This is a genomic window from Brucella tritici, from assembly GCF_008932295.1.
GTDB classification, from domain to species: domain Bacteria; phylum Pseudomonadota; class Alphaproteobacteria; order Rhizobiales; family Rhizobiaceae; genus Brucella; species Brucella tritici.
Genome location: NZ_WBWA01000004.1, coordinates 23,790 through 41,944, shown reverse-complemented (window position 1 = coordinate 41,944; position 18,155 = coordinate 23,790). Strand labels below are relative to the sequence as shown.

Genomic DNA, 18,155 nt, shown 5'->3' with positions numbered 1-18,155 from the left:
AAATCCGGCGGGACACGGCTATGTCCCGCACTTGCGGCTTTTCCGGGATATGAAATTCAGTCAGCGTCCGCAGCGAGCGACTTCACGAGATCGATGATCTTGCGACGCACTTTCGGATCTGAAATTTTCGTGAAGGCGCGGGTCAACTGAACACCTTCATTGGAATTCAGGAAATCGACCACATAGGTCGCTTCATTGTCTTCTGCAAAACCGGCCTGGTTCGAGGAACCCGGTGCATCTTCGAAAAAGAAGGAAACCGGGACATTCAGAATAGCCGAAATCGCCTGAAGGCGGCTTGCACCGACGCGGTTGGTGCCTTTCTCGTATTTCTGGATTTGCTGAAACGTAATTCCGAGGCTTTCGCCAAGCTTTTCCTGACTGAGGCCCAGCATGTTACGGCGGAGACGGATGCGGCTGCCGACATGCACGTCAATTGGATTGGGCTTCTTTTTATTCTCAATCATACAACTGTCACTCCTCGCAGCTGCGAGCTTTCATTCATGCTCTGTTCATCTGAACAGCGATAACAATAAGTTTTGGGAGGTAGTCTGACGATTTTTCCGCAAAAACCGTCGCCGCTGCGCCATAACAACGTATCAATATTAGTCTGTCAATGAAAACGCCTGCCGATTGGCAGTCGGAAAGCCACGCTCAACACGAGTAAGGTTAACAGCGCTACCAGAGATTGTCGTGAGCCGGGTGGCGTGCCCCAAAATGGTGCACGAGATGACGGTAGGTAAGCGTCAATTACCCCTACAGCGTCATGCGCGAGGCCGTCAGTGATTCGACCATAAGCATCAACGACAGCTGAAAGACCATTATTAGCTGCACGAATGAGGGGGAGCCCCTGTTCCACGGCACGCACCTGGGCCTGTCGGAAATGCTGATACGGGCCGGGTGTATCACCATACCACGCGTCATTTGTCACATTGATGATGGCTCTGGCTCTTTGGCCCGAATATCCAAGCTCATCCGGAAAAATGGCTTCGTAGCAGATCAGCGGCAGGAAGGTCTTGCCGTCTTTCACGTTCAACGCTCGGCGCGTCGTACCGGCGGTAAACCCGCCCGGCATTTCCACCACTTCCTGAAGTCCGAGCCTGCGCAGGAAATTCTCATAGGGAAGATATTCGCCGAAGGGAACAAGGTGCACCTTGTCAGCGGCGTCAACTATGACGCCGCGATCATCAATTGTGTAAATTGAATTATAGTAGCGCGGTTCACCGCTACCAGCTGCTTTTTCTTCTCGAACGGCACCGGTGAGCAGCATCTGCCCGTCCTGCAAAACCTCGCCGATACGTGACAGAGCCTCGGGTGTTGATGTGAGAATATAAGGAACTGCTGTTTCCGGCCAGATGACTACATCGGGTTTCGGCTTGCCTTCGGCAGGTGCTTCGTCGGTCAACGACACCAGCTTGTCGAATATCGACCGGCGCTCCGCATTATCCCATTTCATGGTCTGAGCGATGGACGGCTGCACGATTCGAACTGCAGGCGAGCCTTTTTCCTCATCGATTGCTGGCGCCCTTGAAAGCGTCCAGGCACCGAAGCCAACGTGACCGGCGATAAGCATCAGGGCGAAGACAATGCCCGTCCTTGCAAACCGTCCGCCAATCAGCAGAGCCGGCGCGGCAAAGACAAAGACGGCCAATGCGCTCATTCCGATCAGGCCGAGCACGGCAACCGACTGCATCAGCAGCGGGGTCGGCATGATGGCATAGCCGATGGCGTTCCACGGAAAACCGGTGAACAGGAAAAGGCGCAGCCATTCTGCCAGCGCAAAACCGAAAGCCAGCGCGAAGATGCGCCCCAAACCATCCGACCAGAAGATGCGTGCAACCATGGTTGCAAATGCATAAAACAACGCCAAGAACGCAGGCAGGCCCAGAACTGCAAGAGGCAGGGCCCATGCAAACTGGTCCGCATCAACCAGCAGCGCCGTGCCGATCCACCACAGTCCGGAAACGAAGTAACCGAAACCGAACCACCAGCCAACCATGGCGGCTGGGAGGAGACGGCGCACCGGCCCGGCATTCGCTTTCGCAATGGCTCCGTCAATCAACCAGACCAAAATGGGGAAGGAAACGAAACCCGCGACGAAAACATCAAATGGCGACTGGGTCAGCGTGGCGAAGGCACCACTCAGAAAAGCGGCCAGCGCACGACGCCAGCCGCTCGAAAGAATGATTTTCCCCGCCAGCCTTTCGATCATCAGGCCTCTTTGGGGTCGTCAGTTGCGGCTTCGACTTCTGCGGGCTGCTCTCCCGGCTTAGGAGATATGACCGCGCGTTGCTGGCGGCGGCGGTCAGCCGCGGAAAGCGGCACAATGCGCACTTTCTTCACCCGGCGCGGGTCGACTTCCAGAACATGGAATTCATAGCCCGGAATTGCCTGCACGACTTCGCCGCGAACTGGAATTCGCCCGAGAACCGAGAAGATGAGACCGCCAACCGTGTCGACGTCCTCGCCATGCTCGCCGACTTCAAAAGACGGGCCGATTTTTGCGGCCAGCTCTTCAAGATCGGCGCGCGCATCGACAACGAAAACGCCGTCGGCTTCTTCAGCGATCATGATTTCTTCGTCGTCATGCTCGTCTTCGATATCGCCGACAACCATTTCAACGATGTCTTCCAGCGAAACCAGACCGTCGGTACCGCCATATTCATCGATGACCAGCGCCATCTGGATATGGGTCGCCTGCATGCGTGCCATCAAGCCGCTTGCCATCATGGATGGTGGCACGAACAGGACCTTGCGCATGAGATTGAGTTCACCGATCGTCTTGGTAAGATCGATACGGCCCATGTCGAATTTGGCGGCTTTGTCTTCGGCCGTCGCCTTGCTGCGCGCACTGCTACGGCGCGTGGTTTTCTGACGGGCCTGCTTGGTGATGTAATTGAGAACATCACGGATATGGATCATGCCGCGCGGATCATCCAGCGTTTCGGCATAGACTGGCATACGCGAATGGCCGGATTTTTCGAAAAGCTCCAGCACCTCCCAGAGAGGCGTAGAAATTTCCACTGCCTCGACATCGGCGCGCGGGATCATCACATCTTCGACGCGGATTTCGCGCAGGCGAAGGATGTTGTGCAGCATCGCCTTTTCTTCAGGCGAGAATGCGGAATCCTGCTCGCTTGCCGTGCTGGAAAGGGCATCGGCCAGATCTTCGCGCAGCGAAGATGATTGGCGCGAGCGCATGAACGGGAAAATATTAGACAAAAGGGAACGCTTCTCGGCCACTACAGGCCGTTGCGTACTTTGCCCTTCGGCGTCTTGAGTCTCGCTGCGATTCTCGCCAGCGGACGGGGGGTGCGATGTTTGATCAGCCATGGTCAATCGTTGTTAGGGTCTTATTCGGATACAGCATAAGGGTCGGGGATGGCAAGAGCATGAAGGATTTCACGCTCGCGCCCCTCCATCACATCCGCTTCCGCATCGGTTTCGTGATCGTAACCCAAAAGGTGCAAAAAACCATGCACGACGAGGTGAGCGAGATGGTTTTCGAGCGGCTTGTCCTCTTCACGGGCCTCGCGCTCGACAGTCTCCCGCGCGATGATGATGTCGCCCAGCATCGGCCCCGGCTGCGCCCCTGCCTTGACCGGAAAAGCCGGAAATGACAGCACATTCGTCGGCTTGTCCTTGCCGCGCCATTCCGCATTCAGGGTCTGGATCGAGGCATCGTCGGTGAAGACGACACTGAGCTCGCTTGTCGCGCTTTTCAGCCCAAGATTAGCCCAGGCGGCCTCGACCGACTTTCTGACGAGCCCTTCAAGGGCGGTCTCATCCGGCCAGTTGCCAGCTTCAACCATGATATCGATATGGATCGCGTTATTTGGCACGTTCTGCGGCGGCTCTCCGTGCTGGCTAGCCGCATCATCCTTTCAGTTACAAGAAAGCTGTCTGCCAAGAGCGGTTCCCATTTTCGGGGGGCAGCTCGAAAAGACAGACAGCATCTTTTAGATCGTGATTCCAATAGGCAATTGCAAGATCATTCCGAACGCGCGTGCTGCTTGCCGTCGCGGTCGTAAGCGCCGACGATTGCCGCCACCAGCGGATGACGTACAACGTCTTTCTCCGTAAAGCGCACCTTGATAACGCCCTCGACCTCGTCCAGCACACGAAGCGCTTCCACGAGGCCTGACTTCTGGCCCGGCGGAAGATCGATCTGGCTCGGGTCGCCATTGACCATCATGCGTGATCCCTCGCCGAGACGGGTCAGGAACATCTTCATCTGCATGGATGTCGTGTTCTGCGCCTCATCGAGAATGACCGCAGAATGCGCGAGGGTACGCCCACGCATGAAGGCAAGCGGCGCGATTTCGATCACACCTGCCGTAATCGCACGCTCAACCTTTTCGGCAGGCATCATGTCGTAAAGCGCATCGTAAAGCGGGCGCAGATAAGGATCGACCTTTTCCTTCATATCGCCTGGCAGGAAGCCCAGTCGTTCGCCCGCCTCGACAGCCGGACGCGACAGAATGATGCGCTCCACCAGACCGCGTTCCAGCAGCATCGCCGCATGGGCGACGGCAAGATAGGTCTTGCCGGTTCCGGCGGGGCCGACGCCGAACACCAGCTCCGACCGGTCGAGCGCGCGCATATAGGCATCCTGCGTCGGTGTGCGGGCAAAGATGGTCTTCTTGCGCGTGGAAATCTGGGCTGCGGAAAGCTTGCCCTTGTTTTCCATGGTCGGTAGCGTCAACTGGTCATCGGCAGCGATTGCCATGCGCAAGGCGCCGTCGACATCCGACGTCGTCAGTTCATGACCCTTCTGCAAGGTTTCATAAAGATGATCCAGTGCACGCCGCGCCTGCTCGGTCGCGGTCGGTTCACCCCGGATCGAAAGCTGGTTCCCCTTGGAGCGGACATCCACGCCAAGCTTCTGTTCGATACGGGCCAGATTTTCATCGAACTGACCGTAAAGCGCGATGGCAAGACGGTTATTGTCGAAGGTGAGCACGATGTGGGCCATATCCGAGGCCCCGGTCGTCGGGCTTTTTTGCGTTTGATTGGTTGGCTTGGCAGACTTCAGCTTTTCCGTAGCGCTCAACCGTATCTCCTTAAAGCACAATCCTGAAAAGTTGCAGGCTTTTCAGACCAGATTATGCGTGAACGCAAACCGTTCACGTATTGCAATCACAGTCTCGACAGGATTACCGGCAAGCGACTCAAAGTGCCGAAATTTTCTGCCTCGACATCATCATGCCTTCAGGCCAGTTTTTGCGCAATAAGGCTATTGGTCCCTGTGGACGTGATTTTCACATGAATGATGTCGCCGACCTGGTCATTGTTGTCATCGATGATGACAGGCAGGAGCCAAGGCGAGCGGCCAACCATCTGGCCAGCAATACGGCCCGGCTTTTCGAGCAGCACATCCATCTCGCGACCGATCATGGAATCCTGAAACGCATATTGCTGTTCTGACAGAAGCGCCTGGAGACGCTGGAGACGCTCATCCTTCACCGCTTCTTCCACGTGATCGGGTAGATCGGCACCCGGTGTGCCGGGACGTGGCGAATATTTGAACGAATAGGCCTGCGCGTAATTGACCGTGCGCACCAGCTGCATCGTGTCTTCGAAGTCCTGATCGGTTTCGCCGGGAAAGCCTACGATAAAATCGCCCGACAGCGCCAGATCCGGCCTCACTTCGCGAATACGCTCGATCAGACGCACATATTCATCGGCCTTGTGACGACGGTTCATCGCCTTGAGAATACGGTCCGAGCCGGATTGTACCGGCAGATGCAGATAAGGCATCAGCTGGCGCAGGTCGCGGTGGGCGGCAATCAGGCTGTCGTCCATGTCGCGCGGATGGCTGGTCGTATAACGAAGACGGGCAATGCCCGGAATGCGCGCCAGGCGAAACAGAAGTTCGCCCAAGCCCCATTCGCGACCATCGTCACCAGCGCCGTGCCAGGCATTGACGTTCTGGCCGAGCAAGGTCAGTTCGCGCACGCCGCTATCGGCAAGGCGCTCGGCCTCGGCCACGATCTGCTTCACGCTGCGCGAAACTTCCGAGCCGCGCGTATAGGGAACCACGCAGAAGGTGCAGAACTTGTCGCAACCTTCCTGCACAGTAAGGAAAGCAGAAACACCGCGTTTGCGGGTTTCCTCGCGCTTGGGCGACGGCAGATGTTCGAATTTGTCTTCGAGAGCGTATTCGGTCTCAACCACCTTTTCGCCGCCACGAACGCGCGCAAGAGCATTGGGCAGGCGATGATAGGTCTGCGGGCCGATGACGAGATCGACATTCGGCGCACGGCGCAGGATTTCCTGTCCCTCTGCCTGCGCCACGCAGCCCGCAACACCGATGGTCAGTTCCTTGCCATTCGCTTCACGCGCATCCTTCATCTTGCGCAGACGGCCAAGCGCGGAATAGAGCTTTTCCGACGCTTTTTCGCGAATGTGGCAGGTATTGAGCAGAACCAGATCGGCATCGTCCGGCGTATCAGTCGCAACATAGCCTTCCGCTGCAAGGCTGTCGGCCATGCGCTGGCTATCGTAGACGTTCATCTGGCAGCCATAGGTTTTTACGAAAACCTTACGCACATTGGGGCGCTCTGCCGTGGGCTCGAGATCGGTAATATTGTCGCTCATGCGCGGCTATCTACAGCTTTTGTCACCAATTTGAAAGGTGACATTCTGAACAACTGGCTGAACACTTGGCTAAACGCCCGATCGAGCAGTTGTCACTCTTCGGGAATCTCGCGCCCCAGCAACGCGCTTTGCAAAAGCGCACGCACCCTGTTTTCCATCGTACGCGCCAGCGCCTTGCGATCTGTCTTGGACGTTACGACGACCGGCTCGCCGAAACGCACTTCAACGTCGATGGCGCCTTCGCGCAAGATACCTTTCAGGTGCGGCATCAGCTCGACGTCGCCCGGCCAGGAGGCAATCGGGCGGAAATACCGGCCCATGGCCATGCCATGAACCCCTGTATAGGCGATCGCAACCGGTTGAACCACGACTTCGGGTACATTCGCTTCCTTGATCGCAGCGTGCGCAGCACCGAAAAGCGCCGTCTTGAACGGCAGAACGCGATTACCATCCGAGGTCGTGCCTTCAGCGAACAGCACCATAGCATCGTCCGTTGCCAGACGCCTTGCGATTTCGGATGTCTGTTCACCCGTCTTGCCCCGGCGCTCACGCTCAACGAAAACAGTGCGCTGCAAAACGGCAAACATGCCGAAAACAGGCCACTTCCTGACTTCCGACTTGGCGATGAAGGAGACTTGACCGACCGTCGACAGAACGATGATATCGCTCCACGAGGTATGGTTGGCGACAAGTAGCAGAGGCCGGCCCTCGTGCATCTGGCCGACGGTCTTGATGCGAAAGCCGAACAAACGTGCGGCAATACGATGGAAAAAGGTCGGCAGGCGGCCCTTCCAGTTGTTCTTCAGCTTAAGCAACAGATACTGAACTGGAATAAGCGACAGACTCAATGCGACCATCGCCGCGACGACGAGAAAGATGCGGATTGCTCCGATCATCGTGGCCCCGCCGGAGCACGGCTCAGGTCGCGACGCAATATCAACGCGGCCGAACGCCCATTCGCTGTTTCATAGTAAGCGGGACGGTCACCAACCTTCTGGAAACCGAGACGGCGATAAAGTGCCTGTGCGGCAACATTGGCCTCATCCACTTCCAGAAAAAGCGTTTCAGCGCGCTCCTGATAGAGATGGCGTAACACGGCATCCATCAGCGCGCGCCCGACGCCCTGGCGCTGCACATCACGCGCGACGGCAATGGTCAGGATTTCCGCCTCACCTGCCACCAGACGGGCCAGCACAAAGCCACAGGCATCGTTCGGCTTGCCTTCCGCACGGGCAACAAAACCGAAAACTGTATCCTGCGCAATCAGCGACCTGAAATCGTCGGAACTCCAACCGTGATGGAAAGCAACTGCATGAATACGCTGGATCGCATGACTGTCCTGTACGCCAAGCGACTCCACCGAGATTTGTCTGCGACCGAAACGCCCAAACGGCAAGCCCATCATCGGCTATTCTCCGGTGGCCTTGCGCGGCAGCGCAAAACCGACCTGCGGCTTCGCATCCGGCCCACGCATGTAAAGCGGCTTCGGCGCATCGCCAGGCTGGCGCGAATTCGCCAGACGCGCATAGATGCCAATTTTCGCTGTCGGCTCAACCGGGCCAAGTGTGAAGCGACTGCCGATCACTTCATTGATCGCAGGGGCCGCGGAGCCTGCAAGAACCGTACTTGCTGCCTGGGAAACGGCAAGAGCCTCCGCTTCCTCTCGCGACAGAACCAGTGGCTTCGCACTCGGCAAGCCTTTCGCATCGAATGATTGCGCATAAATCTCGCCGCGATGCGCATCGAGAAGAACCAGGACTGGCTTTTGCGGCGACAGAGACTGTGTTTCTGCGGCCAGCGCTTCGAAGGCGGTGATACCGATGGCAGGAACGTCGAGCGCCAGTGCAAAACCGCGTGCCGCCGAGACACCGATACGGACGCCGGTAAACGACCCCGGCCCGATATTGACCGCTACCCGATCCATATCGCGGAGCGATAGTTTCGCCTCTCTCACAGCACGTTCGACATAGTCCATCAATACTTCCGCATGTCCCTTGCCGATGTTTTCGCTAACATCGGCAAGCACGATATCGCCGTCGGAATTGTAGACGGCAACGGAACACCACGAAGCGGCAGTATCAAGCGCAAGTATCTTCATGCGCAATCGGGTAAATCAGATTTTGCGTCGCGACAAGCCAAGTCTTGTCCAAAGGCTGGATCAAGTCCGTTTTTAAGCATTCCCTTGGAACAAAAACCGGCGATATGCATTTCGTCATCGGGTGCGGGAATATTTTTATGTTGTCCTGACGGCGACAAGGCCCACCCGGCAATCGAACCTCATAAGGATCTGGCGGGTTCGTTTGCGTTTGGAATAGCTGCCCGTGATTATGAGCGACATCTCCCAGCCGCTCCATGCCGGATCGAACAAAAGGATATGAGGATAAAATGTCCAAGAAGTCGATGCATGCAACCCGCAACGATCTTCCTTCCAATACGAAGACGACAATGATCGCGCTGCTGAATGAAAACCTCGCCGCGACAATCGATCTTGCCCTCATCACCAAGCAGGCACACTGGAACCTTAAGGGACCGCAGTTTATCGCCGTTCATGAAATGCTTGATGGCTTCCGCGACGATCTTGACGAACATGTCGACACGATTGCCGAGCGCGCCGTACAGATCGGCGGGACGGCCTATGGCACCACGCAGGTCGTGGCCAAGGAAAGCAAGCTCAAGCCTTATCCGACCGACATCTATGCCGTTCACGATCATCTGCTTGCACTGATCGAGCGTTATGGCGACGTCGCCAATCTTGTGCGCAAGTCGATCAAGGATGCAGATGATGCAGGTGATGACGATACGGCGGATATTTTTACCGCCGCGTCCCGCAGTCTCGACAAGGCATTGTGGTTCCTTGAGGCCCATGTTCAGGAAAAGAACTGACCTCGCAGATGCAATGAAAAGGCCGGGAATTTCCCGGCCTTTTCTATTTCGCGACAATCAGTTGGCCCATTCGCCACTGCGCATCACCGGCTCGCGGGTTCCGTCCGCGTTGATGCCATCAACGTCGATCTGGCCGGAGCCGATCATCCAGTCGATATGGATAAGGCTCGAATTGCCACCCTGCGCCTTGATCTGTTCCGGCGTCAGATTTGCGCCGTCGATAAAGCACTTGGAATAGCACTGGCCGAGTGCGATGTGGCTTGCGGCATTCTCGTCAAACAGGGTGTTGTAGAACAAAAGCCCACTCTGCGATATCGGCGATGAATGCGGAACCAGCGCCACTTCACCCAGATGACGGGCACCTTCATCTGTATCCAGCACCTTGTTGAGCACTTCTTCACCGCGGCTTGCCTTCGCCTCGACAATTCGTCCGCCTTCAAAGCGAACCGCAATATTCTCGATCAATGTGCCCTGATGCGACAGAGGCTTGGTACTCGTCACATAGCCTTCGACACGCAATGCATGCGGTGTAGTGAACACTTCTTCCGTTGGAATGTTCGGATTGCAGGTGATCCCATTCTTCGCCGTAGACGCGCCGCCGTGCCATTCATGACCGTCGGCAAGCCCGACCGTCAGATCGGTGTTCGGGCCTTTGAAATGCAGGGCACTATACGCCTTGCCATTCAGGAAACGGGTGCGGGTGCGAAGCGCCGCGTTGTGCGCCGCCCAGGCACCGACCGGATCGTCGACATCGACGCGCGAAGCCGCGAAGATCGCATCGGCCAGCTTGCGAGTGGCGGTGTCCGCCGGCTCATTTGGAAACATGAGCTTTGCCCAGGCCGGATTGGGATAGGAAACGATGTTCCAGTTGATGTCGAAACCAGCAATCTTTTCGAGTGCCGGCTGATAGGCTTTCGAATTGGCCCGGTTGGCGCGTGAAACCTTGGCCGGGTCCTGGTTGGAGAGAAGCATCGGATTGTCGGCAGCGATGGCCAGACGGGCAGCGCCATCCGAATAGGCTTTTGCCATCCCTTCATAAAGCCAGCTTGCCGCGCGATCGAAACTCGCATCGGATGCGTTCTCGTAACGGGCAAGCGCCATTTCGTCATCCGCAAAGAACGGCGTTACCAATCCGGCCCCCGCCTTGTAGGCGTGCTTGGCGATAAGGCGAACCAGCGGCAAAGCCACGACCGGCGCGGTAATGACAAGATCCTGCCCCTCGCGCAATTGCAGACCAACGCGAACGGCGACTTCCGCAAGACGTTCGAGTTTCATCGGATCGATGACTGGGTTCAGCTGTTCATGAGCCATGGGTGGAAGACCTCTTTGGATGTGGAATCACCGACAGTTTATCAGACGGCATAATTTCACCACCTTTTTTCCTGCCTTTGCGTTATAGTAAATCTGCGGTCAGTGCGGAAGAAAGCAGACAGTAATGAATAAGAAAATGCTTATTTTGCTGGGCGTTACCGGTCTTCTGGCGGGCTGTGTGACCATGACGCCGGAACAACGCCGTGCCGCCGACGAACAGACCTGCCGCAGCTATGGCTTCAAGGCCAATACCGACGCTTTTGCCAACTGCCTGATGCGACTGGACCTCGATCGCAGAGCTGACAGGCGTGCCTGGCAGAATCAGGTCGATTTCTACGACACCCCGATGGTGATCTATCGCCCGATCTACCGCTGAGACTTTCGCCGGAAAGCGACGACAACCAGCCAGGAAATCAAAACGCCGGTCGGATTGAACCAGACCGGCGTTGCAGATTATCAGATTATAAAAGCGCTTCTTACAGCGGCGCTTCGGGACGATCCTGCGACAGAAGAAGCGCGCCAATGGCATCAGCCTGCTTCTGGCTTGCCGGAGCATAGCCGAGCGATGTCGGTTGCGGAGCCGTCGTATCGAATTGCGGCTGGTAGGAGGCCACCTGCATATGTGGTTCCTGCTGAGATACTGCTCCGCGGTGACGTGCCAAGCGGTCGCTACGAGCCTGCGGACCAGCACCGACACTCTGCTCTACGCTTTGAGCCTTTACAGCTTCTGCGAGCGCCACCTGAACGGTTGGCTCCGTTCCCGGAACCGGACCGGTCTGCGGCAGTGTAACGTCATAAGACGGATCCTGCGGAAGAGACGGTGATTGCGGCGAATAGGCCATAGCCAGATTGTACGGCTCCTGCGGAACCGGATTTTGCAGCGAGCCATCACGATTGCGCTTCTCGTAGAAGGAATTTCCACCGGCTACGAGCACGTAATGCATGTTGTTGTAAGGGAATTTCAGACCCGCCGTGTGGAAGAACATGGCGTTCTTGAGTTTTGGATGACGCTCGCCCTTCAAGACTGCATCGGCTGCAGCCTGAACGTCGGGCAGCGCCTTGGAATTCATCTGGCGGGTGAGAACACCGGGTGCAAACTGGTTCTTCTGACCAACAACACCGCAAATCGTATCCGGATAACGTCCTGACGCAAGACGGTTCATAACGACAGTGCCAACAGCCAGAAGACCATCGGAACTTGAACGGTTGGATTCGAAGAACATCGCACGCTCAAGACAATTCTTGTCCCGTGTGGTGTAGGTGTAGGTCTTTACGCCATTGACGGACTTGACGTGGCTTGCCGCCGTCTTTTCCGAATTGGCTTTTCCCGAGGTTCCGGTCGTCGTGCAACCGGTCACCACGAAAGGCGCAACCACCAGCCCGATAAGAACGGGTAATTTCCACTTCGCGGCGCGCGTCAATGGCTCAGTCTCATGTTAGGACCCTTAACTGATCCAGTCATCCATTCAGGCGAACACATCTGGAACGATGCGCGCGAACGTCTGACTGCGGTGCAAGTCAAAGAGGACGAAGATCAAAATCACACGTCCTACTGTCGCTCAATCGTATTCAAGGTTTTGGAATTTTTAGGCCAAAAAAAGGCGACGGGTCAAATCCCAACAATGCTGGAGGCGACTAAAATGTCCAAAAGCAATTCCGAATCGAGAGTGCGAATATCCCTACAAGCCCTTTAAATATATTAACAATTTATTAACAAGAGTGGCGAATTCAGATAAGATATTGATTTAATGAGATTCAAAGTCTCGTAATACACGCCATATCCCTGCCTTAATTCGCTTTTGCTTGCACATTTTTTGAATACACATTTGTGGTGTTTCAAATGATCTGCGGAATTTCTGTTTCGAGGCGGGTTCCGTTGCTCTTCGTCAACTTTCGCAACATATTTGTAACATCGCGTGAGATGAGGCTTCTGACGCCTGTTTCGTGTCGTTGCAATGCGAATCGGGTGAGTGCGATCTGCATCGTGCAAAGCTTGGCCGGAAACAAAAACGACCCGCCAAGGAAACCTCGGCGGGTCGGACAAGTCCAGTTCTTGAAGTCTCAGATAACGGCGTCCGTCACCCGAAAGAATAACCGGCACCCCGAACGGTGCGAATGGGATCGAGGGCCCGACCGACATTGATCGCTTTGCGTAACCGCCCGACATGGACGTCCACCGTGCGATCATCGACATAAATGTCCGGTCCCCAAACGCCATCCAGAAGCTGGCTGCGCGAGAAAACACGACCAGGCGACATCATGAAATATTCGAGCAGGCGGAATTCCGTCGGTCCAAGACGAACTTCCTTTTCCTTGCGATAAACGCGATGCTGCTGGCGATCGAGAACCAGATCGCCCACTTTCAGCACATGCGAAAGAATGCTCGGATTGGACCGGCGCAGCATGGCTTTGACGCGCGCCAGCAGTTCCGGCGTCGAAAATGGCTTCACGACATAATCGTCCGCACCGACGCTGAGGCCGCGGACACGTTCGCTCTCCTCGCCACGTGCCGTCAGCATGATGATGGGCAGGCGTTCCGTTTCCGACCATTGACGCAAGCGGCGGCAGAGCTCGATGCCCGATACGCCCGGCAACATCCAGTCCAGGATGAGCAGATCCGGTACGTTCTCGCGCAAGGCGATTTCGGCCTCGTCGCCGCGCAGCATTGTATCGACCTGGTAGCCCTCTGCCTCAAGATTATAGCGAAGAAGAACGCTCAGCGCCTCTTCGTCTTCTACCACAGCGATTTTGGGTGCCTGTGACATCCAGTATTTCCCTATCCAAATTCGGCGGGCGGTGGATAAAATCCCCCCAATCGACCGCGTGCCGCCGCGCTATTCACTCATTCTCACCCGCCGGACCAAGGTTCGGCTGGCTGTAGTTCAGGGTTTACGTGCCTCATCCACGACAATACCGTGGCTCAGGTCTTCCTTCGGTCGTTCGGCCGGCATTTGCAGGCCGGTCACAATGTAATAGACGGTCTCCGCAATATTGGTCGCATGATCGCCAATGCGCTCGATGTTCTTCGCGCAGAACAAAAGATGCGTGCAGGCGGAGATATTGCGCGGGTCTTCCATCATGTAAGTCAAGAGTTCGCGGAACAGCGACGTGTACATGGCGTCGATCTCGTCGTCGCGGTCGCGAACGACGTTGATCTGCTGTACCGAGCGCGACGCATAGGCGTCGAGAACGTCCTTGAGCTGGGTCAGTGCCAGTTCCGCCAGTGTTTCGAGCCCGCGATAAAGCTTTACCGGCTGACGCGATTCCGAAACGGCGGCAACGCGCTTGGCAATATTCTTGCCCAGATCGCCCACGCGCTCCAGATCGGCTGAAATACGGATCGAGCCGATGATCTCGCGCAGGTCCACAGCCATGGGCTGACGCTTGGCGATAATCATCACAGCCTTGTCGTCAATCTCGCGCTCGCTGGCATCGAGGATAAGATCGTCCGAGATGACGCGCTGTGCGAGCGCATTGTCCGCATTGACGATAGCGGCGACCGACTGCTCGACCATACGTTCCGCATGTCCGCCCATTTCGGCGATCTTATGGGAGAGAAACTTCAATTCCTCATCGTAGGAGCGAACGGTATGCTGAGACGGCATAGTAGACCTCGTAATATAAATTGCGGGGAAGCCGCACTGTCTATCTGTTGAAGCGCAGTTCCGGATCAGCCAAAGCGTCCGGTGATGTAGTCCTGCGTGCGCTTTTCGGTAGGCGCGGTGAACATGGTTTCCGTGTCACCCACTTCGACCAGATTGCCGAGGTGAAACATGGCAGTGCGTTGCGAAACGCGCGCGGCCTGCTGCATGGAGTGCGTGACGATCACGATCGTATAGTTCTGGCGCAGTTCGTCGATCAGCTCTTCAACCTTCGCGGTTGCAATCGGGTCAAGTGCTGAACACGGTTCGTCCATGAGGATGACTTCCGGGCTCACCGCAATCGCGCGTGCGATGCAAAGGCGCTGCTGCTGGCCGCCGGAAAGGCCCGTGCCCGCATCGTGCAGACGGTCCTTCACTTCCTCGAACAAGCTTGCTTTCTGCAGGCTCGTCACGACGATTTCCTCCAGATCTGTCTTGGTACGGGCGAGACCATGAATGCGCGGACCGTAGGCGACATTTTCATAGATCGACTTCGGAAACGGGTTCGGTTTCTGAAACACCATGCCAACGCGGGCGCGCAGTTCGACGACATCGATCTTCGGATCGTAGATGTCCTCATTGTCGAGCGTGATCTTGCCGCCAACCTTGCAGCCTTCTATCGTGTCGTTCATGCGATTGAGCGAACGCAGGAAAGTGGACTTGCCGCAACCGGAAGGGCCGATCAGCGCCGTGACCATCTTTTCCTGGATATCCAGATCGACGTCGAACAGCGCCTGCTTCTCGCCATAAAATACGCAGACCTTGTCGCCGCGCATCTTTATGGAATTGGCGTTGGCGTTCATTTTTTCTCCTACGGCTTTCTCGAGAGATCGTTCAGTCATCAGATTCATAGCTTTCGACTCCCGTTTTACCAGCGGCGCTCGAAGCGGCGGCGCAGAATGATTGCTGCAATATTCATCACGGCAAGGAACAGAAGCAGGACAATGATAGCGCCTGACGTGCGTTCCACAAAGGCGCGTTCTGCTTCATTTGCCCACATATAGATCTGCACCGGAAGAGCAGTCGACGGGTCCATCGGCGTCGACGGTACGTCAGCGACGAAAGCCACCATGCCGATCAGCAGGAGCGGTGCGGTTTCACCAAGCGCGTGGGCAAGACCGATGATCGTGCCGGTCAGGATGCCGGGTGCGGCGAGCGGCAGGACATGGTGGAACACCATCTGCGTTTTCGACGCGCCGAGACCAAGAGCCGCGGCGCGGATGGAAGGCGGCACAGCGCGAAGGGCGGCGCGCGTTGCAATGATGATGGTGGGAAGCGTCATCAGTGTCAGCACCAGACCACCGACCAGCGACGCAGAACGTGGCAGGCCGAAGAAGTTGATGAAGACTGCAAGCCCGAGCAAACCGAACACGATGGATGGCACGGCCGCCAGATTATTGATGTTCACCTCAATCATGTCCGTGAACCGGTTCTTCTTGGCGAACTCTTCCAGATAGATCGAAGCGGCGACACCGATAGGCAGCGACAAGCCGAGAACGATCAGCATCATGTAGAGAGAGCCGACCAGCGCAACGCCAAGACCGGATGTTTCCGGGCGGCTGGAAGCGCCGAAGGTGAAGAGACCAGTATTAAAGGCCTCCTTCATGACGCCCTCTTCCGAAAGCGTCTTCATCCAGCCAATCTGACGGTCCGAAACCTTGCGGTTCGTCTCTGGCACGGAAAGGTCGATCTGCCCCTTGAAAGCGGAATCGATGTCGGCGCCTGCCAGAACCGGAACGGTCTGCGTCGTGCCGATGAGCGATGGATTGTCCATCACAAGCTTACGCAACTGAATACGCACGCCGTCCGAATAGAAGCGGCCAAGATCGCGCATCGCCGGACGGTCTGTCGTGGCAACACCCAGCTTTTCAGCCAGCGCATTGCGCACCAGCAACGGATAGTTGGCCGTGATCAGCACATTCGGATCGGTCGCGCGCTTGTTGCCCGGATCGATCACGCTCTCTTCAAGCTTGACCGGCAGATAAAGCGTTGTCTGCCAGAAGGCTGTATAGCCCTTGGAGAAGACCGAGAAGAGGAGTGCGCACAGGAAGAACACGCCGATGGCAATCGCAGCAATACCGTAATAGCGGAAGCGGCGTTCGGCAGCGTAGCGGCGTTTCAGTCCGATATCGCGACGTGTCGGCTGTACCGTGGCGCCCTGGGCGTTGAAGGTCGTATCGGTCATTATTCGTACTGCTCCCGGTACTTGCGCACGATGTGCAACGCAAAGATGTTCATGATCAGCGTCAGGACGAAAAGCGTGATGCCGAGTGCAAAGGCCACCAGCGTTTGCGGCGAGTTGAACTCAAGGTCGCCGGTGAGCTGGTTGACGATCTTCACCGTGATGGTGGTCATCGCCTCGAATGGATTGATATTGATGCGCGCCGCGACACCTGCGGCCAGAACCACGATCATGGTTTCGCCGATCGCGCGGGATGCGGTCATCAGAAGCGCGCCGACAATACCCGGCAAAGCAGCCGGAAGGACCACGCGCTTGATGGTTTCAGAACGGGTTGCTCCGAGACCGAGCGAACCGTCGCGCAAGGTCCGTGGCACGGCAGTGATGATGTCGTCCGAAAGCGAGGACACGAAGGGGATCAGCATCACGCCCATGACAAGACCGGCGGTCAGAACGCTCTGCGCCATGATGAAACCCTGCCCGCCTGCAATGGCAATCGAAAGATCGCGCAGGAATGGTCCGACAGTCACAAGGGCGAAAAAACCGTAGACGATGCTGGGGATGCCGGCCAGAAGCTCGAGGACCGGCTTTACAACCGTGCGCACTCGGGGCGAAGCATATTCCGCCATATAGATTGCCGAGAACAGCCCCACCGGAACGGCGAACAGCATGGCCACAAGCGCGATATAGAGCGTACCTGCCAGAAGCGGGATGAGACCGAACTGGCCTGTTTCACCACCCGAGCCGGCTGCGGCAAAGCGCGGGTCCCAGACAGTGCCGAAGAAGAAATCCCACGGCGAAACGGACTGGAAGAAGCTGATGGTCTGGAACAGCATCGAACAGATGATGCCGACAGTCGTCAGAATGGCGATACCGGATGCGGCGATCAGCCCCCAGAGAACGATACGCTCAACATTGTTGCGCGCGCGCATACGGCGGCTGATCGTGGAAAGGCCGAAGATCAGGCCTGCAATGGCGATCACCAGAGAAACAGCGGAACCGATGGTGTGCGTCAGCGCGGTAGTCTTTTTCAGGTACAGCGCGATCGGCACCATGTAATCCTGGCCTTCGGTCGCGAGCGCCACACCCTTGGATGCAAGAACAGCGCGAGCATCCTGATAATTTGCCGGGAAGCTTTCCAGTTCAGCAGGCGTCAGCCGGTCAAGCCCGTTGGCCAGACCGCGCACCATGCCAAGCTGCAAGCTGCGATTGGTGAAAGAACCGCCCTCAATGGCGTCCGGCAAACGGGCGGTGGCACTGTGATCGAGATAGACCGACGTTCCGACAGCCCATACAGCGAGAAACAGAACCGCAGGCAATGCGGAAACGAGGAAAACCCACCAGCCATGATAATGCGGGCGGGAATGCATTTTCTCGGTCGGCGAGGCTTTTGCGGAAGCAGACTGCGCCTTGTCCAGTGCAACGGCACGCTGGCGGCCTATGAAGAATCCGATCAGCCCGATTGCAACGATACTGACGAGAACCAGAAAGAAGGACATTCAATTTCCCCGGTTGCCCTGATGAATGCGGACGGTTTTGAGGTA

The 18,155-nt window shown here is 56.7% G+C and carries 18 protein-coding genes; 2 read left to right on the top strand and 16 right to left on the bottom strand.

The genetic code is table 11. From position 1 onward, the window contains the following. Positions 1-56: 56 nt before the first annotated feature. The 9 genes from F9K91_RS05995 to tsaB all read right to left on the bottom strand — a co-directional run bounded on the left by F9K91_RS05995 (position 57) and on the right by tsaB (position 8,695). Complete coding sequence (locus F9K91_RS05995) at positions 57-464, bottom strand: helix-turn-helix domain-containing protein (RefSeq protein WP_010657769.1); 408 nt, start codon at positions 462-464, stop codon at positions 57-59. 146 nt (positions 465-610) lie between these two features. Beyond that, positions 611-2,209, bottom strand: a complete 1,599-nt coding sequence (gene lnt, locus F9K91_RS05990) for an apolipoprotein N-acyltransferase (protein ID WP_151677423.1) — start codon at positions 2,207-2,209, stop codon at positions 611-613. Beyond that, positions 2,209-3,330 (bottom strand): hemolysin family protein, encoded by a 1,122-nt coding sequence (locus F9K91_RS05985; RefSeq protein WP_151677422.1) that lies wholly within the window; start codon positions 3,328-3,330, stop codon positions 2,209-2,211. The genes lnt and F9K91_RS05985 overlap by 1 nt, the downstream gene beginning before the upstream one ends. A gap of 20 nt (positions 3,331-3,350) precedes the next feature. Next, complete coding sequence (gene ybeY, locus F9K91_RS05980) at positions 3,351-3,839, bottom strand: rRNA maturation RNase YbeY (protein ID WP_151555284.1); 489 nt, start codon at positions 3,837-3,839, stop codon at positions 3,351-3,353. A gap of 149 nt (positions 3,840-3,988) precedes the next feature. Further along, a complete protein-coding gene (locus F9K91_RS05975) occupies positions 3,989-5,050 on the bottom strand; it encodes a PhoH family protein (RefSeq protein WP_192799222.1) in 1,062 nt (353 codons plus the stop codon). A 158-nt stretch (positions 5,051-5,208) separates the two neighbouring features. Continuing rightward, positions 5,209-6,597: a tRNA (N6-isopentenyl adenosine(37)-C2)-methylthiotransferase MiaB gene (gene miaB / locus F9K91_RS05970; RefSeq protein WP_151645678.1), complete on the bottom strand. Its 1,389-nt coding sequence runs from the start codon at positions 6,595-6,597 to the stop codon at positions 5,209-5,211. Positions 6,598-6,689: 92 nt separating this feature from the next. Next, positions 6,690-7,493, bottom strand: a complete 804-nt coding sequence (olsA, locus tag F9K91_RS05965) for a lyso-ornithine lipid O-acyltransferase (RefSeq protein WP_151555281.1) — start codon at positions 7,491-7,493, stop codon at positions 6,690-6,692. Further along, a complete protein-coding gene (gene rimI, locus F9K91_RS05960; RefSeq protein WP_151677421.1) occupies positions 7,490-8,002 on the bottom strand; it encodes a ribosomal protein S18-alanine N-acetyltransferase in 513 nt (170 codons plus the stop codon). Before rimI ends, olsA begins: the two co-directional genes overlap by 4 nt. A gap of 3 nt (positions 8,003-8,005) precedes the next feature. After that, positions 8,006-8,695 (bottom strand): tRNA (adenosine(37)-N6)-threonylcarbamoyltransferase complex dimerization subunit type 1 TsaB, encoded by a 690-nt coding sequence (gene tsaB, locus F9K91_RS05955; protein ID WP_151677420.1) that lies wholly within the window; start codon positions 8,693-8,695, stop codon positions 8,006-8,008. A 287-nt stretch (positions 8,696-8,982) separates the two neighbouring features. Between tsaB and dps the strand changes: the two genes are divergently transcribed. After that, on the top strand, positions 8,983-9,480 hold the full coding sequence (dps, locus tag F9K91_RS05950; protein ID WP_061344667.1) for a DNA starvation/stationary phase protection protein Dps: 498 nt from the start codon (positions 8,983-8,985) through the stop codon (positions 9,478-9,480). Between the two features lie 57 nt (positions 9,481-9,537). Here the strand turns inward: dps and F9K91_RS05945 are convergent, their stop codons facing one another. Then, on the bottom strand, positions 9,538-10,791 hold the full coding sequence (locus F9K91_RS05945) for an aminopeptidase (RefSeq protein WP_151555278.1): 1,254 nt from the start codon (positions 10,789-10,791) through the stop codon (positions 9,538-9,540). 124 nt (positions 10,792-10,915) lie between these two features. Between F9K91_RS05945 and F9K91_RS05940 the strand changes: the two genes are divergently transcribed. Next, entirely contained in the window at positions 10,916-11,167 is a 252-nt protein-coding gene (locus tag F9K91_RS05940) for a hypothetical protein (protein ID WP_151677419.1), read from the top strand. Positions 11,168-11,267: 100 nt separating this feature from the next. On the opposite strand, the gene F9K91_RS05935 is transcribed toward F9K91_RS05940, so the two are convergent. From F9K91_RS05935 to pstC, 6 genes are all read right to left on the bottom strand, one after another. Further along, positions 11,268-12,212, bottom strand: a complete 945-nt coding sequence (locus F9K91_RS05935; RefSeq protein ID WP_151555276.1) for a cell wall hydrolase — start codon at positions 12,210-12,212, stop codon at positions 11,268-11,270. A 657-nt stretch (positions 12,213-12,869) separates the two neighbouring features. Continuing rightward, a complete protein-coding gene (gene phoB, locus F9K91_RS05930; protein ID WP_061344663.1) occupies positions 12,870-13,556 on the bottom strand; it encodes a phosphate regulon transcriptional regulator PhoB in 687 nt (228 codons plus the stop codon). A 117-nt stretch (positions 13,557-13,673) separates the two neighbouring features. Further along, complete coding sequence (phoU, locus tag F9K91_RS05925) at positions 13,674-14,396, bottom strand: phosphate signaling complex protein PhoU (RefSeq protein WP_010657755.1); 723 nt, start codon at positions 14,394-14,396, stop codon at positions 13,674-13,676. Between the two features lie 65 nt (positions 14,397-14,461). Then, the gene (gene pstB, locus F9K91_RS05920) at positions 14,462-15,235 is read right to left on the bottom strand and encodes a phosphate ABC transporter ATP-binding protein PstB (protein WP_235813450.1); all 774 of its coding nucleotides are present in this window, start codon (positions 15,233-15,235) and stop codon (positions 14,462-14,464) included. Between the two features lie 65 nt (positions 15,236-15,300). Further along, entirely contained in the window at positions 15,301-16,617 is a 1,317-nt protein-coding gene (gene pstA, locus F9K91_RS05915; protein WP_061344661.1) for a phosphate ABC transporter permease PstA, read from the bottom strand. Further along, positions 16,617-18,110, bottom strand: a complete 1,494-nt coding sequence (gene pstC, locus F9K91_RS05910) for a phosphate ABC transporter permease subunit PstC (protein ID WP_151677418.1) — start codon at positions 18,108-18,110, stop codon at positions 16,617-16,619. The genes pstA and pstC overlap by 1 nt, the downstream gene beginning before the upstream one ends. Positions 18,111-18,155: the final 45 nt, after the last annotated feature.

What these genes read in the sequence shown, in the direction of transcription:
- F9K91_RS05995 (WP_010657769.1), bottom strand. Translation starts at nt 464, where the DNA reads ATGATTGAGAATAAAAAGAAGCCCAATCCAATTGACGTGCATGTCGGC.
- lnt (WP_151677423.1), bottom strand. Translation starts at nt 2,209, where the DNA reads ATGATCGAAAGGCTGGCGGGGAAAATCATTCTTTCGAGCGGCTGGCGT.
- F9K91_RS05985 (WP_151677422.1), bottom strand. Translation starts at nt 3,330, where the DNA reads ATGGCTGATCAAACATCGCACCCCCCGTCCGCTGGCGAGAATCGCAGC.
- miaB (WP_151645678.1), bottom strand. Translation starts at nt 6,597, where the DNA reads ATGAGCGACAATATTACCGATCTCGAGCCCACGGCAGAGCGCCCCAAT.
- olsA (WP_151555281.1), bottom strand. Translation starts at nt 7,493, where the DNA reads ATGATCGGAGCAATCCGCATCTTTCTCGTCGTCGCGGCGATGGTCGCA.
- rimI (WP_151677421.1), bottom strand. Translation starts at nt 8,002, where the DNA reads ATGATGGGCTTGCCGTTTGGGCGTTTCGGTCGCAGACAAATCTCGGTG.
- tsaB (WP_151677420.1), bottom strand. Translation starts at nt 8,695, where the DNA reads ATGAAGATACTTGCGCTTGATACTGCCGCTTCGTGGTGTTCCGTTGCC.
- dps (WP_061344667.1), top strand. Translation starts at nt 8,983, where the DNA reads ATGTCCAAGAAGTCGATGCATGCAACCCGCAACGATCTTCCTTCCAAT.
- F9K91_RS05945 (WP_151555278.1), bottom strand. Translation starts at nt 10,791, where the DNA reads ATGGCTCATGAACAGCTGAACCCAGTCATCGATCCGATGAAACTCGAA.
- F9K91_RS05940 (WP_151677419.1), top strand. Translation starts at nt 10,916, where the DNA reads ATGAATAAGAAAATGCTTATTTTGCTGGGCGTTACCGGTCTTCTGGCG.
- phoB (WP_061344663.1), bottom strand. Translation starts at nt 13,556, where the DNA reads ATGTCACAGGCACCCAAAATCGCTGTGGTAGAAGACGAAGAGGCGCTG.
- phoU (WP_010657755.1), bottom strand. Translation starts at nt 14,396, where the DNA reads ATGCCGTCTCAGCATACCGTTCGCTCCTACGATGAGGAATTGAAGTTT.
- pstB (WP_235813450.1), bottom strand. Translation starts at nt 15,235, where the DNA reads ATGAACGCCAACGCCAATTCCATAAAGATGCGCGGCGACAAGGTCTGC.
- pstA (WP_061344661.1), bottom strand. Translation starts at nt 16,617, where the DNA reads ATGACCGATACGACCTTCAACGCCCAGGGCGCCACGGTACAGCCGACA.
- pstC (WP_151677418.1), bottom strand. Translation starts at nt 18,110, where the DNA reads ATGTCCTTCTTTCTGGTTCTCGTCAGTATCGTTGCAATCGGGCTGATC.